The sequence below is a fragment of the Phenylobacterium sp. genome, from assembly GCF_030680185.1.
In the GTDB taxonomy this organism is placed as follows: domain Bacteria; phylum Pseudomonadota; class Alphaproteobacteria; order Caulobacterales; family Caulobacteraceae; genus Phenylobacterium.
Genome location: NZ_JAUXVZ010000029.1, coordinates 98,501 through 111,391, shown reverse-complemented (window position 1 = coordinate 111,391; position 12,891 = coordinate 98,501). Strand labels below are relative to the sequence as shown.

Genomic DNA, 12,891 nt, shown 5'->3' with positions numbered 1-12,891 from the left:
TGCTCAGACCGACTGCCCCGCGCTCCAGCCTGAGGCCCAGGCCCATTGGAAGTTGTAGCCGCCGAGCCAGCCGGTCACGTCGACCACTTCGCCGATGAAGTAGAGGCCGGGCACGGTCTTGGCGGCCAGGGTGCGCGACTCCAGCTCCGTGGTGTCGACGCCGCCCAGGGTGACCTCGGCGGTGCGGTAGCCTTCGGAGCCGACGGGCTTGACCCGCCAGGTGTTCACCGCCTCGGCCAGGGGGCGCAGGACCTTGTCGGACTGGTCGGCCATATTGCCCTTGGGCGCATGGGTCTCGCTGAGGAACTGGGCCAGGCGCTTGGGGAGCAGCTCGGCCAGGATGGTGGCGGGCGCGGCCTTGGCCCGGGTGGTGCGTGCGGCGCGGAGGTGGGCGTAGACGTCCTGGCCCGGCGCCAGGTCCACGGCGATCTCCTGGCCCTCGCGCCAGTAGGATGAGGCCTGCAGGATGGCCGGACCGCTCAGGCCCCGGTGGGTGAAGAGCAGGGCTTCGGCGAAGCGGGTCTTGCCGGCGGCGACCGTCGCGTCGACGGCGACGCCGGCCAGGGGGGCGGTGCGTTCCAGCAGCGAGACGTCGAAGGTCAGCGGCACGAGCGCCGGCCGCGTCTCGGTGACCCGCAGGCCGAACTGTCGGGCCACGTCATAGCCGAAGCCCGTGGCGCCCATCTTCGGGATCGACTTGCCGCCGGTGGCGATCACCAGGCTCTGGCAGGCGACCGTCTGGCCGCCGACGGTCAGGGTGAAATCAGTTTCGGTGCGGGCGATGGCCTCGATGGTGGTCTGCAGCCGAAGCTCGACCCCGCCCTTGGCCATCTCGGCCAGCAGCATGTCGATGATCTGGCGGGCCGAGCCGTCACAGAAGAGCTGGCCGAGGGTCTTTTCGTGGTGGGCGATTCCGTACCGGTCCACCAGGGCGATGAAGTCCTTGGGTCGGTAGCGTCGCAGGGCCGAGATACAGAAGCGCGGGTTCTCCGACAGGAAGTTGTTCGGCGTGGTGTGGATGTTGGTGAAGTTGCAGCGGCCGCCGCCGGAGATGCGAATCTTCTCGCCGGGCGCCTTGGCGTGATCGAGGATCAGCACCTTGCGGCCGCGCTGGCCGGCCTGGGCGGCGCACATCATGCCGGCCGCGCCGGCGCCAGCCACCACCACGTCGTAGTTGGGTTCCATGGCCGCGTCTCTAGCGCAGAATCGCGTGCGAGGGGCGGGCGGAGCGGTCCTGGCTGGACATTTGGCGCCTGGAAGCCTACCTAACAGGTCTCGACATTTCGTCGCGCGACGCTTGACCTAGGTCTTTCATCCGCGCGGTTCGATAGAAGCTCGCCTCACAAGCGCCCCTCAGATGCATCGGTTCGCCGGGGCAGAGCGGGGCCGTTGGCGCGTCTGGACCGCACGGCGCCGCTTTTGGGGCGCAGACCTTAGACTGCCCCTTCTGATGGTTGGGGCGCGGCCTGCGGGCCAATACGCCGGGCGTCGGCGGCCAGCAGGAGACGATACGTATGTCCAAAGAAGAGTTCATCGAGTTCGAAGGCGTGATCACCGAACTGCTGCCCGAGGGCCGGTTCCGGGTGCAGCTGGACAATGAACACACCATTCTCGCCTACACCGCCGGCCGCATGAAGCGGAACCGCATCCGCTCGCTGGTCGGCGACCGGGTTACGGTGGAAATGACCCCCTACGACCTGGAAAAGGGTCGCATCACCTATCGCCACAAGACCGAAGGCCCGCGCATGGGCGGCGGCCAGCGTCCGCAGTTCCGCCGCCGCTAAGGCTGGGAACTCCGCGGGGCGATAGCTCCGCAATAACGCGAATTTCATTGGGGCTGCGGCGTGGCGCCGTTATTGATGGGCGCCTTCCCCTACCGACGACTTCAACACGAGGGCCATCTTGACCCTGGCGTGGATCGCCTTACTGCCGTTTCTCGGCGCGCTTGCGCCGGCGCTGACCATCCGACTGGGCCGCAACGCCTGTGCGCTGGCCACGGGGCTTGTGACGGCGACCGCCCTGGTCCTCCTGCTCAGTCTCGCCCCCCAGGTCATGGCCGGCGAGGTGGTCTCCACGAGGATCGCCTGGTTCCCGACCCTGGGGCTGAACTTCAACCTCTTCCTTGACGCCCTCGGCCTGATGTTCGCCGGGATGATCCTGGGCATCGGCCTGCTGGTGATCATCTACGCCCGGTTCTATCTCAACAAGAGCGACCCCATGGGCCGCTTCTTCGCCTTCCTGCTGCTGTTCCAGGGGGCCATGGTCGGCATCGTCCTGTCGGACAACATCCTGCTTTTGCTGGTGTTCTGGGAGCTGACCAGCCTCTCGTCCTTCCTGCTGATCGGCTATTGGCGCCATCTGCCCGAGGGGCGCCAGGGCGCGCGCATGGCGCTGACCATCACCGGCATGGGCGGGCTGTCGTTGATCGGCGGCCTCCTGATGCTGGGCCAGATCGTCGGCTCCTATGACCTGAGCGTGATCCTGCAGAGCGGCGAGGCGATCCAGGCTTCGCCCATGTATCTGCCGGCCCTGCTGCTCATCCTGGGAGGCTGTTTCACCAAGTCGGCCCAGTTCCCGTTCCACTTCTGGCTGCCCCACGCCATGGCCGCGCCGACGCCGGTCAGCGCCTATCTGCACTCGGCGACCATGGTGAAGGCCGGCATCTTCCTGCTGGCGCGCCTGTGGCCGGCGCTGTCGGGCACCGAGGCCTGGTTCTACCTGGTGGGCGGGGTCGGCCTGTTCACCATGGTGTTCGCCGCCATCGTCGCCCTGTTCAAGGACGACCTGAAGGGGCTGCTGGCCTATTCGACCATCAGCCACCTGGGCATGCTGACCTTCCTGTTCGGCCTGGGCACGCCGGCTGCGGCGGTGGCGGGCGTCTTCCACATCATCAATCACGCGACCTTCAAGGCCGCCCTGTTCATGAACGCGGGCATTGTCGACCACGAGGTCGGCACCCGGGATCTGCGCAAGCTCGGCGGCCTCTATACGCTGATGCCCATCGCCGCGACCCTGGCGGTGCTGGCCGGGGCGGCCATGGCGGGGATCCCGCCGCTGAACGGATTCATTTCCAAGGAAATGATGCTGGAGGAGGCGGTGCAGGCCTCGGCCTTCGGCCTGCCGTGGCTGATTCCCGTGATGGTGATGGTCGGCATCCTGTTCTCGGCCGCCTACGCTTTCCGCTATGTGGTCGGGGTCTATTTCGGACCCAAGCGCGAGAGCTATCCCGCCAAGCCCCACGATGCGCCGTTCGGCATGTGGGCGCCCTCGGCCCTGTTGGTGATCCTGGCGGTGGCCATCGGCCTGGCGCCGGCCCTGGTGGCCGGGCCCTTGGTCAACGCCGTAGCTGCGGCGGTGACGGGCGGGGCGGCGGGCGAAAAGCATCTGGCCCTGTGGCACGGATTCAACCTGCCGCTGGCCATGAGCCTGGCGGCCGTGGTCGGCGGCGTGATCCTCTTGTCCCTGCACCGCCCGGCGGCGCGGATCTGGACCGCCCTGGGCCTGCCCGACGCCAAGACCCTGTTCGACCGGACGGTGGCCGCAGGCGCGGGCGCGGCGCGCAAGACCACCGAGCTTGTCCACAACGGTTCGCTGCAGCGCTACCTGGCCATGATCATGGGGGCCGCCCTGCTGGTCGCCGTGGGGGGCTTCCTGAGCGCGCCGCACGTGGAGGGCCTGCGCCCGACCCTCGCGGCGCCGGGCGCGGCGATCGTGGCCTGGGTCCTGCTCGTGGGCGGGACCGCCGCGGTCGTGCTGGGGCACCGGCAGCGCTATCTGGCGCTGATCTTCATCAGCGTCATCGGCCTGGTCGTCTCCCTGGGCTTTGTCTACCTGTCCGCGCCGGACCTCGCCCTGACCCAGATCTCGGTGGAGGTGGTGACCATCCTCCTGCTGCTGCTGGCGCTCAACCTGATGCCCAAGACCAGTCCGGTGGAGAGCAGCCGCGCCCGCCGGACCCGCGACGGCGTGCTGGCGACGGTGGGCGGCCTTGGCATGGCGGCGGCCACCTGGGCGCTGCTGCGCCGGGACGGACCAGCTTCGATCTCGGAATTCCACTGGGCCAACTCCTATTCCGGCGGCGGCGGCACCAATGTGGTCAATGTGATCCTGGTCGACTTCCGGGGCTTCGACACCTTCGGCGAGATCATCGTCCTGGGCATTGCGGCCCTGACCATCTTCGCCCTGCTGGAGACCGCCGACCGCGGCGCCTCGGGCCAGAGGCTGGCCAACTGGATGCCGGACCAGCGCCGCAGCCCCGAACGCCACCCGATGATGCTGGTGGTGGCCACACGCCTGCTGCTGCCGCTGGCCTCGGTGGTGGGGCTCTACATCTTCCTGCGTGGGCATAATGAGCCGGGCGGCGGCTTCATCGCCGGCCTGGTGGTCTCCATCGCCCTGCTGATGCAGTACATGGCCTCGGGCTACGCCTGGTCGAACCGCCGGCTGCCCGCCGACCATCACGCCCTGATCGGTTTCGGCGTGACGGTGGCGGCCCTGACGGGGGTGGTGTCCATGATGCTGGGGGCGCCCTTCCTGAAGAGCGCCTATGAGTATGTCTCGATCCCGCTGATCGGCGATGTGGGCCTGTCCAGCGCCCTGGCCTTCGATATCGGCGTCGCCTTCACGGTCGTCGGGGCGGTGATGCTGGCCCTGCACCACCTGTCGGGCGTGGCCGGCCGCGCCGAAAAGTTGCCGCCCAACGACCTGCCCATGGACGTCGATCCCAGCCGGCCGCCCCCGACGCCTGCGCCTGCGCCAGCCCCAGGAGGGGCGGGGGCATGAGCATCGAATTTCTCGTGGCCTCGGCTGTGGGCGTCCTCTCGGCGGCGGGCATCTATCTGGTGCTGCGCGCCCGGACCTTCCCTGTGGTGTTGGGCCTGGCCTTCATGTCCTACGCCATCAACGTCTTCCTGTTTTCGTCGGGCCGGCTGGTCGTGGATCAGCCGCCGATCTATGGCAAGGACGTGGCGGCCTATAGCGATCCGCTGCCCCAGGCGCTGGTGCTGACCGCCATCGTTATCGCGTTCGGCATGACCGCCCTGGTGGTGGTGCTGGCCCTGCGCACCTTCCTGGAAGCCGGCACCGATCAGGTGGACGGGCACGGGGAGACGTCGGCCGAGCAGGAGGCCCTGTCCGGCGCATCGGCCGCCGAGGCGCAGGTGCGCAGCGACGTGGAGGCCCAGCCATGAATCCCTGGCTGGTCGCCCCGGTCCTGATCCCGGCCCTGCTTGCGCCGCTGATGCTGCTGTTCCTGAGACACCGGCTCGTGGCGTCGCGGACCCTGTCCCTGGCCGCCTGCCTGGCGCTGCTGGCGATCGGCTGCGGCCTGATGAGGCACGCCGCCAGCGGCCAGGTCGATGTCTACGCCATGGGCGACTGGATGGCGCCCTTCGGCATCGTGCTGGTGCTGGACCGGCTGTCGGCCCTGATGCTCGTGGTCACCGCCGTCCTGGCCCTGCCGGTGATGGGCTATGCGATCGCGAGCGGCATCGACCGCAAGGGCTGGCACTTCCATCCGCTGTTCCAGTTCCAGCTGCTGGGCCTCAATGGCGCGTTCCTGACTGGCGACCTGTTCAACCTGTTCGTGTTCTTCGAAGTGCTGCTGATCGCCTCCTATGGGCTGATGCTGCATGGGGGCGGGGCGGCGCGGCTGAAGGCCGGCGTGCAGTATGTGGTGGTGAACCTGGTGGGTTCGACCCTGTTCCTGGTGGCCGTCGGGCTGCTGTATGGGGCGACGGGCACCCTGAACCTGGCGCACATGGGCGAGCGTGTCGCCCAGGCGCCGGCAGGGGACCACGCCCTGATCCTGGCGGGCGGGCTGCTGATGGTGGCGGTGTTCGGCCTGAAGGCCTCGCTCGTGCCGCTGCACTTCTGGCTGCCGCGGACCTATGCGTCGACCTCGGCCCCGGTGGCGGCCCTCTTTGCGATCATGACCAAGGTCGGCGCCTACTGCATCCTGCGCTTCACCAGCACGGTGTTCGGCGAGGGCGCCGGCGACCTCGCCTGGGCGCCGGGCCCCTGGCTGCTGCCCGCCGCTCTGGCCACCTTGCTGCTGGGTTTCATCGGGGTCCTGGGCGCGCGGCATCTGCGCAAGATGGCCGCCTATGCGGTGGTCGGCTCCATGGGGACGCTGCTCTGCGCGCTGGCCATGTTCACGCCGGAGTCCACGGCTGCGGCGCTCTATTACCTGCCGCACTCGACCCTGTCGGCGGCGGCCCTGTTCCTGCTGGTCGACATGATCGCGGCGCGGCGCGGGGACTATGGGGACAGCCTGGCGCCGAGCCCGCCCTTCCTGCAGGCTGGGGTGCTGGGGGGGCTGTTCTTCCTCACCGCCATCGCCGTCGTCGGCCTGCCGCCCCTGTCGGGCTTCCCCGGCAAGCTGCTGATCCTCGACGCCGTGAGGGGAACCACCGGCGGCTGGTGGGCCTGGGGCCTGATCCTGGGCACCACGGTCATCAGCCTGCTGGCCTTCGCCCGGGCCGGCAGCGCCATCTTCTGGAAGAGCGCGGCCACCGAGGGCCAGGTGAAGGCGGGGCCGCCGGTCTCGCCTCAGGCCTCGGCGGCCATCGTCGCAACCCTGCTGGCCGCCCTGGCCGCCCTGACCCTCGCCGGCGGTCCGGCGACGGCCTATCTCAACGCTACGGCGGCTCAGATCTATGATGTGGGCCCCTATCCCGACGCCGTCCTGGAACAGTCGAGGGCCGCGCCATGATCAAGAAGCTACTGCCGCACCCGGCGCTGACGGTGACCCTGATCATCGTCTGGATGCTGCTGGCCAACCGCCTGACGGTGGGCGGGCTGGTGCTGGGGGTCATGGTCGGGGTGATCGTGCCGATCCTGACCAGTCCGTTCTGGCCCGATAGGCCGAAGGTGCGCTTTGGGCCGGCGACCTGGGGCTATCTGGGCCTGGTGCTGTGGGACATCGTCACGGCCAGTTTCCAGATCGCCATGATCGTGATCTTCAAGCGCTCGAAGGATCTGCGCTCGGCCTGGCTGGTGGTGCCGCTGGACCTGCGCAGCCCCGAGGCCATCACCATGCTGGCCGGCACGATCAGCATGACGCCGGGCACGGTGTCCTGTGATGTCTCGTCCTGCGGCCGCGCCCTGCTGGTCCACGCCCTGGACACCCCCGATCCCGCGGCCGAGGTCGCGCGGATCAAGAGCCGCTATGAGGCGCGGCTGATGAGGATCTTCGCATGATCGGGATCGCTGTTCTGTTCGCCATCTCCTGTGTGGGGCTGGCCATGTCGATGAATCTCTGGCGGCTGGCCCGGGGGCCGACGACGGCCGACCGGATCCTGGCGCTGGACACCCTGACCATCAACGCCATCGCGCTCATCGTGCTGATGCAGATCCAGCAGGGCTCGGCTGTGTATTTCGAGGCGGCGCTGCTGCTGGCCATGGTCGGCTTCGTCGGCACGGTGGCCTACTGCAAGTTCCTGCTGCGCGGCGATATCGTGGAGTGACGATGATGGATGTCGGACCCTTCGAAATCCTGATCTCGGCCCTGCTGGTCATCGGCGGCGTGTTCGCCCTGGTGGGCTCCTGGGGCCTGACGCGGATGCCGTCCCTGATGACCCGCCTGCATGGGCCGACCAAGGTGACGACCCTGGGGGTCGGCTCCCTTCTGGTGGCCTCGATGATCTTCTTTCCGGCGATCCAGGGCACCTATTCGGCCCATGAGCTGCTGATCACCCTGTTCCTGTTTCTGACCGCGCCAATCTCGGCCAACATGATCGCTAAGGCGCATCTGCACCGGCAAGGGCGGCAGATCGACCCCAATCCCATGGACCACATCGCCGAAGGCCTGCCCGAGACCGGCCTCGGCACCGGGTGGGCGACCTTCGAAGGTCTGGACACCGATCAGCTCAACATCCCGCGCTGAGTTCTTGCCCCAACGCGGGGAATCCGGGATGGATCGCCGCGATGACAAATGACCCGTTTTTCCAGCGGCAGGACGATGGCCGCTTCCTTCCCACCCCCGCCGCCCGCGGCCCGTGGAATCCACAGTCCCTGCACGGTCGGGTGATCGTCGGCCTGCTGGGCCACGTCCTGGAGGCCGAGCATGGGGACCCCGACTTCATCCCCGCCCGCCTGACCGTGGACATGTATCGCCTGCCGGACTTCTCGCCCGTGGAGGTGACGACGCGGGTGGTGCGCGAGGGCAAGCGCATCAAGGTGGTGGACGCCGAGTTCATCAGCGGCGGGGTCAGCATGGGACGGGCCAGCTGCCAGTTCCTGCGCCGGACGCAGAATCCTGAGGGCGTGGTGTGGACGCCGGGGAACTGGGACGTCCCCAAGCCGGACGACATTCCGCCGCCCGAGGACCCGCGCATGGGCATGGGCGGCATGTGGGCCATGCGCAGGATCACCGGCGATTTCGGCCAGGTGGGCGTCAAGCGCACCTGGATGAGCGAGGTGCGCGAACTGGTGGGCGGCGAGGCGCTGACACCCTTCACGCGGGTGGCCGTGGCGGCGGACTTCACCAGCCCCTTCGCCAATGCCGGCGACAAGGGGCTAGCCTATATCAACAGCGACGTGACGGTCTATCTGCACCGGCTGCCGGCGACGGAATGGGTCGGCTTCGAGGTGGTCAACCACGGCGCCAGCGACGGCGTCGCCGTGGGCGAATGCTTCCTCTATGACGAGCAGGGGCCGATCGGCTCGGCCGCCTGCACGGCGCTCGCCCAGGTGATGAAGCGCTGAGGCGCGGGCCCTCTAAGAGACGCTGACGGCCCGGCGACATTCGGCGGCGAAGCCTGCGGCGATGCCGGCCGGCGGCGGCACGTGCGGGCCGAGTTCCTGGTCGCCATAGACCGCGCGGATCGCCGTGGCGTCCTCCAGGCGGTCAAGGAAGTCCGTCGAGATGTCGGCCTGGGCCTTCACCCCGGGGCCCCTGGCCGTGGCATCGGCGACAAAGACGAACAGGTGATCATCGAGACCGACGGTGAGGCGCTCTTCGCTGCCGATGGCGGTGAAGCCTTCGATCGCCAGGGTCATGACCGCCGGATTGCGGATGCAGCCCAGGCGCAGCAGCGGCGCGCCGGCGGCGTCGCTGAGGATGAGGGCGATGCCTTCGCCGCTGGACGCCGTGCCCCAGGAGAGGCCAGGTTGGCTGACGGCCGTCGGCGGCGCCTCAGCGGCCGGCGCGGGCGGCGGCGGGGCGGCGGGCTCTTCGGCCGATGAGCAGGCGCATAGCGCCAGGACCGCGGCGGCGGCGGTTGCAGGCATGAAGTTCATGGGGAGGCTCCTTCCCCCGCCATAGGGGGCAGGGGAAGGACGGCGTCAAGACTGGGTTTTCAGCTTCGACTATTCATCTCGTCGCCCGCATCGCGCGGCAGCCGGACATAGAAGATCAGCGAGATGAAGGTGATGGCGCCGATCACCAGGAAGGCCGGCGAGATGGTGGCGGCGGTCATTTGGGCCTCGCCCGCCATCTGGGTGAAGACGTGGATCAGGGTGGCGGCGAGACCAATGCCCACCGACTGGATCAACTGTTGGGCCATGGCCGACATGGTCGAGGCGCGGCTCATGCGGTCCTGCTCGATCTCGGCATAGGCCAGGCCGTTGAGGCTCGTGAACTGCAGCGAGCGGAAGAAGCCGCCGGCCAGCAGCACCAGCATGATCACCCAGTGGGGGGTGTCGATGCGGAAGCCGGCATAGGCCATGAAGAAGACGCCGGTGATGACGGCGTTGACGATCAGCACCCGCCGGAATCCGAAGCGGCGCAGGATCGGCGGCGCCGTGGTCTTCATGATCAGGGCGCCGGCCGCGCCGATGAAGGTCAGCAGGCCCGCCGCCAGCGCCGTCATGCCGAACGCCACTTGCAGCAGCATGGCCAGCATGAAAGGCGTGGCGCCCATCGCGATCCGCATGAAGGCGCCGCCGATCACCGAGGCCTGGAAGGTGGACAGCCGGAACAGGGAGAGGTCGAGAATGGCGTGCGGGGTCCGTCGGGCGTGCCAGGCATAGAGCCAGAGCAGGGCCAGCCCGCCGAAGAACAGCCCCGCCACGGCGGTCGCAGGCAGCACGTCGCGGCCCAGATTCTCGAAGCCGAAGATCACGCAAGCCAGGCCTATGCCGGTCATCAGCATGCCCTTCCAGTCCAGGCGCTGGGCGTCCTGAAGGGCGACATTGGGCACGAAGCGGAGGACCAGCAGGAGGCCCGCCGCGGCGATGGGCAGGTTCATGAAGAAGATCCACGGCCAGTCCCAAAAGGTGACGATGAAGCCGCCCACCGGCGGGCCGATCACCGGCCCCAGCAGGGCGGGCATAGTCAGGACCGACATGGCGCCGACCAACTCGTTCTTGGGCGTGGTGCGCAAGAGGACCAGGCGACCCACGGGCGCCATCATGGCTCCTGCGGCGCCCTGGAGCAGCCGTGCGCCGACCAGCTCCATGAGGGTGTCGGCGAAGCCGCACAGGGCCGAGGAGACCGCATAGAGCCCCATGGCCAGGACGAAGATCCGCTTGGCCCCGAAGGTGTCGGCCGCCCAGCCGCTGATCGGCAGGAAGACCGCCGCGGCCAGGAGGTACATGGTGATGGCCAGGTTCAGGCGCAGCGGGTCTTCGCCCATGTCGCGAGCCATGGCCGGCAGGGCGTTGGACAGCACCGTGGCGTTCAACGTCTGCATCATCAGGGCCGAGCCGATGACGGCGGGCACGATCCAGCCGCGGCTGAGCTGCGCGGCGCGCTCCTCAGCCGTGGCGACGACGGGCTTGTCGGGATCGGCCGGGGTGGCGGAGATTTCGGTCATGGCTGGACCTCCACCAGGGCCAGGAGCGGGCCGGCGGCGGCGTGCAGGGCCTGGCGGGCGTCGGGACCAAGGGCGCCGAGGCGGGCGGCCAGCCAGTCGTTGCGCAACCGACGGGTCTCGGCCAGGGCGGCCATGCCGGACGGCGTGATGGTCAGGCCCGAACGGCGGCCATCGGAGGCGTGGCTGAGTCGGCTGATCCAGCCGGCCGCCTCCAGGCGCTTGATGTGGGTGCTCATGGCCGGGCGGGACATCTGCTCGGCGTCGGCCAGATCGGAGACGCCGACGCCGGGCTGGCGCTTGATCTCCACCAGCAGCAGGACGTCGAGGGCCGAGAGACCGGCCTTCGAAGCCTCCTGCCTCAGGCGCCGTGCGACCCGCAGCAAGGCCGGGCGCAGCAGCTCGGCGAGCTGGTCGGGATCGAGGGCGGACTCGGCGGGCATTGAGGCAATCTAGTTAAGTAGGTGAACTATCTACCTGGGTAGATAGACCCCTGACGCCTCAGGTCAAGGGGGCTACCGGCGGGGGCTGGCGGCGTCGCCGTCCGGGATCAGGAGGGCGACTGGGCTTCGGCGATCAGCGCGTTGTCGATCTCGTCCGCGCGCTGGGCGGCGGGGCGCTGGAGGTGGCGCGCCACATAGGTCTCGAAGGCCGGGCGCTTTTCGATGGTGTCGAAGTTCATCCCCCAGGACAGGTGGGAGGCGAGGTAGAGGTCGGCGGCGGTGAAGCTGTCGCCCACGAGATAGGGGCGATCCTTGATCGCGCCCTCGATGGCGTTGAGGACATCGTTCATGCTGCCAAAGCCCAGCATGCTGCGTTGCTCGGCCGAGGGCTCGAAGTTCACCGCCTTGGCGCCGACGGCCTGCTCGATGGGGCCGGCCCCGAAGAAAAGCCAGCGATAATAGGGACCGCGCAGCGGGCTGTGCGGCGGCGGCGCGAGGCCGGCTTCGGGGAAGGCGTCGGCCAGATAGGCGCAGATGGCGGCGCATTCGGTGACGACCACGCCGTCGTGGACGATGGCCGGGACCTTGCCCATGGGATTGATGGCGAGATAGTCGGGCGACTTCGCGTCCCCCTTCTCCCAGGTCAGAATCCGGGTCTCGTAGGGCTGACCAACCTCTTCCAGCATCCAGCGGATGATGCGGCCGCGCGACATGGGGTTGGTGTAGAAGGTGAGTTCGGACATGACGGGCTCCAGGGCTTTGTGATCACCTAATCCAGGTCTGCTGACAGGGCAGTGACAGCAATCGACGCCTGCCGCGGCTCACCGGGGCTGGCTGGCGCGCGCGACCGGCGGGATCCAGCCATCCTCCAGAGCCTTGGCCGGATGCGAGGCGGTGACGTGGCCCATGAACGAGGGCCAGATGTCGTACCCCAGCAGGCTCTGCAGGCGCGGGGTCATGGCGCGCACCTGCTCCCTGGGGACGCCGAGATAGAAGTTCTCCTGCGTGCGGGCCCAGGGCTGGCAATACTGATTGGTCAGCGCCAGGCGCGGCGCCGATGAGCGGTTGGCGCCGCCCCGGTGCAGCATGTGCCCCTGGAAGACGATGGCCGAGCCGGCCGGCATGACGACGGGCTCCAGCCGGCTGGCGGCGTTCGGATCGCGCGCGAAGGCCGCCACCTCGGCGTCGCTCCACAGGTGGCTGCCCGGCAGGATGTCGGTGGCGCCGTTCTGGTCGGTGAAGGGATCGATGGCGACGATGACGCTGAGGCTGACGGCCGGGCGGGGGCGGGGCAGGCGGTAGAAGCTGTCGTCATAGTGCAGGCCCTGCGCCGCCTCGCCGGGCTGGATGGCGATGGCCTGGCTGGCGGTCAGCAGGTAGCCCGGCAGCAGGAAGCGGTCGAGGAGGGCGAGGATGCGGGCATCCTCCGTCAGCTCCTCGAACACCTTTCCGCGGGCGACGAGGGTGTAAACCCGCTCGGTGGCGAAGCCCTCGAAGGCGTTCCGGCCCCGGTGGCCCCCCAGGTGCGGCGCCAGCGCCTCGCGAACCCGGGCAAGGGCGGCGTCGTCCAGCAGGTTGTCCAGTTGGGTATAGCCGTCGCTGGCCATGCGCGCGGCGTGGGCGTCCACGTCGAAGCTTGCGGTCGGCAGGTCCATGGCGTGCTCCCGGCAATTGCGCCTCTGACGGGCGCGTGC

General features: G+C 68.8%; 13 protein-coding genes and 1 pseudogene. 8 read left to right on the top strand and 6 right to left on the bottom strand.

From position 1 onward, the window contains the following. Positions 1-3 precede the first annotated feature (3 nt). The gene (locus Q8L83_RS05675; RefSeq protein WP_305285304.1) at positions 4-1,185 is read right to left on the bottom strand and encodes an NAD(P)/FAD-dependent oxidoreductase; all 1,182 of its coding nucleotides are present in this window, start codon (positions 1,183-1,185) and stop codon (positions 4-6) included. 329 nt (positions 1,186-1,514) lie between these two features. On the opposite strand from Q8L83_RS05675, the gene infA reads away from it, so the two are divergent. The 8 genes and pseudogenes from infA to Q8L83_RS05635 all read left to right on the top strand — a co-directional run bounded on the left by infA (position 1,515) and on the right by Q8L83_RS05635 (position 8,706). Then, entirely contained in the window at positions 1,515-1,784 is a 270-nt protein-coding gene (gene infA, locus Q8L83_RS05670; RefSeq protein WP_300574777.1) for a translation initiation factor IF-1, read from the top strand. Between the two features lie 118 nt (positions 1,785-1,902). After that, the gene (locus tag Q8L83_RS05665; RefSeq protein WP_305285303.1) at positions 1,903-4,782 is read left to right on the top strand and encodes a monovalent cation/H+ antiporter subunit A; all 2,880 of its coding nucleotides are present in this window, start codon (positions 1,903-1,905) and stop codon (positions 4,780-4,782) included. A gap of 2 nt (positions 4,783-4,784) precedes the next feature. Then, positions 4,785-5,099 (top strand): annotated as a pseudogene (locus Q8L83_RS05660) (Na+/H+ antiporter subunit C); the annotation flags it as partial. Between the two features lie 86 nt (positions 5,100-5,185). Next, positions 5,186-6,712 carry a monovalent cation/H+ antiporter subunit D gene (locus tag Q8L83_RS05655; RefSeq protein WP_305285299.1) on the top strand — a complete coding sequence of 509 codons (1,527 nt, stop codon included), beginning with the start codon at positions 5,186-5,188 and terminating at the stop codon, positions 6,710-6,712. Then, positions 6,709-7,200 carry a Na+/H+ antiporter subunit E gene (locus Q8L83_RS05650; protein WP_305285297.1) on the top strand — a complete coding sequence of 164 codons (492 nt, stop codon included), beginning with the start codon at positions 6,709-6,711 and terminating at the stop codon, positions 7,198-7,200. The genes Q8L83_RS05655 and Q8L83_RS05650 overlap by 4 nt, the downstream gene beginning before the upstream one ends. After that, entirely contained in the window at positions 7,197-7,466 is a 270-nt protein-coding gene (locus tag Q8L83_RS05645) for a K+/H+ antiporter subunit F (RefSeq protein ID WP_305285296.1), read from the top strand. The genes Q8L83_RS05650 and Q8L83_RS05645 overlap by 4 nt, the downstream gene beginning before the upstream one ends. Positions 7,467-7,471: 5 nt before the next feature. Then, positions 7,472-7,885, top strand: coding sequence for a Na+/H+ antiporter subunit G (locus Q8L83_RS05640; protein ID WP_305285295.1), 414 nt, complete (start codon positions 7,472-7,474; stop codon positions 7,883-7,885). A gap of 41 nt (positions 7,886-7,926) precedes the next feature. Further along, positions 7,927-8,706: an acyl-CoA thioesterase domain-containing protein gene (locus Q8L83_RS05635; RefSeq protein ID WP_305285293.1), complete on the top strand. Its 780-nt coding sequence runs from the start codon at positions 7,927-7,929 to the stop codon at positions 8,704-8,706. Positions 8,707-8,718: 12 nt separating this feature from the next. On the opposite strand, the gene Q8L83_RS05630 is transcribed toward Q8L83_RS05635, so the two are convergent. From Q8L83_RS05630 to Q8L83_RS05610, 5 genes are all read right to left on the bottom strand, one after another. Further along, positions 8,719-9,240 carry a hypothetical protein gene (locus Q8L83_RS05630; RefSeq protein WP_305285292.1) on the bottom strand — a complete coding sequence of 174 codons (522 nt, stop codon included), beginning with the start codon at positions 9,238-9,240 and terminating at the stop codon, positions 8,719-8,721. Between the two features lie 59 nt (positions 9,241-9,299). Then, positions 9,300-10,757 carry an MFS transporter gene (locus Q8L83_RS05625; RefSeq protein ID WP_305285290.1) on the bottom strand — a complete coding sequence of 486 codons (1,458 nt, stop codon included), beginning with the start codon at positions 10,755-10,757 and terminating at the stop codon, positions 9,300-9,302. After that, on the bottom strand, positions 10,754-11,197 hold the full coding sequence (locus Q8L83_RS05620; protein WP_305285289.1) for a MarR family winged helix-turn-helix transcriptional regulator: 444 nt from the start codon (positions 11,195-11,197) through the stop codon (positions 10,754-10,756). The genes Q8L83_RS05625 and Q8L83_RS05620 overlap by 4 nt, the downstream gene beginning before the upstream one ends. Positions 11,198-11,304: 107 nt before the next feature. Continuing rightward, positions 11,305-11,940, bottom strand: a complete 636-nt coding sequence (locus tag Q8L83_RS05615; protein WP_305285288.1) for a glutathione S-transferase family protein — start codon at positions 11,938-11,940, stop codon at positions 11,305-11,307. A 78-nt stretch (positions 11,941-12,018) separates the two neighbouring features. Further along, positions 12,019-12,852, bottom strand: a complete 834-nt coding sequence (locus Q8L83_RS05610; RefSeq protein WP_305285287.1) for a phytanoyl-CoA dioxygenase family protein — start codon at positions 12,850-12,852, stop codon at positions 12,019-12,021. Positions 12,853-12,891 lie beyond the last annotated feature (39 nt).

Coding starts and splice junctions, on each gene's coding strand:
- Q8L83_RS05675 (WP_305285304.1), bottom strand. CDS start 1,185: ATGGAACCCAACTACGACGTGGTGGTGGCTGGCGCCGGCGCGGCCGGC.
- infA (WP_300574777.1), top strand. CDS start 1,515: ATGTCCAAAGAAGAGTTCATCGAGTTCGAAGGCGTGATCACCGAACTG.
- Q8L83_RS05655 (WP_305285299.1), top strand. CDS start 5,186: ATGAATCCCTGGCTGGTCGCCCCGGTCCTGATCCCGGCCCTGCTTGCG.
- Q8L83_RS05650 (WP_305285297.1), top strand. CDS start 6,709: ATGATCAAGAAGCTACTGCCGCACCCGGCGCTGACGGTGACCCTGATC.
- Q8L83_RS05645 (WP_305285296.1), top strand. CDS start 7,197: ATGATCGGGATCGCTGTTCTGTTCGCCATCTCCTGTGTGGGGCTGGCC.
- Q8L83_RS05640 (WP_305285295.1), top strand. CDS start 7,472: ATGGATGTCGGACCCTTCGAAATCCTGATCTCGGCCCTGCTGGTCATC.
- Q8L83_RS05635 (WP_305285293.1), top strand. CDS start 7,927: ATGACAAATGACCCGTTTTTCCAGCGGCAGGACGATGGCCGCTTCCTT.
- Q8L83_RS05630 (WP_305285292.1), bottom strand. CDS start 9,240: ATGAACTTCATGCCTGCAACCGCCGCCGCCGCGGTCCTGGCGCTATGC.
- Q8L83_RS05625 (WP_305285290.1), bottom strand. CDS start 10,757: ATGACCGAAATCTCCGCCACCCCGGCCGATCCCGACAAGCCCGTCGTC.
- Q8L83_RS05620 (WP_305285289.1), bottom strand. CDS start 11,197: ATGCCCGCCGAGTCCGCCCTCGATCCCGACCAGCTCGCCGAGCTGCTG.
- Q8L83_RS05615 (WP_305285288.1), bottom strand. CDS start 11,940: ATGTCCGAACTCACCTTCTACACCAACCCCATGTCGCGCGGCCGCATC.
- Q8L83_RS05610 (WP_305285287.1), bottom strand. CDS start 12,852: ATGGACCTGCCGACCGCAAGCTTCGACGTGGACGCCCACGCCGCGCGC.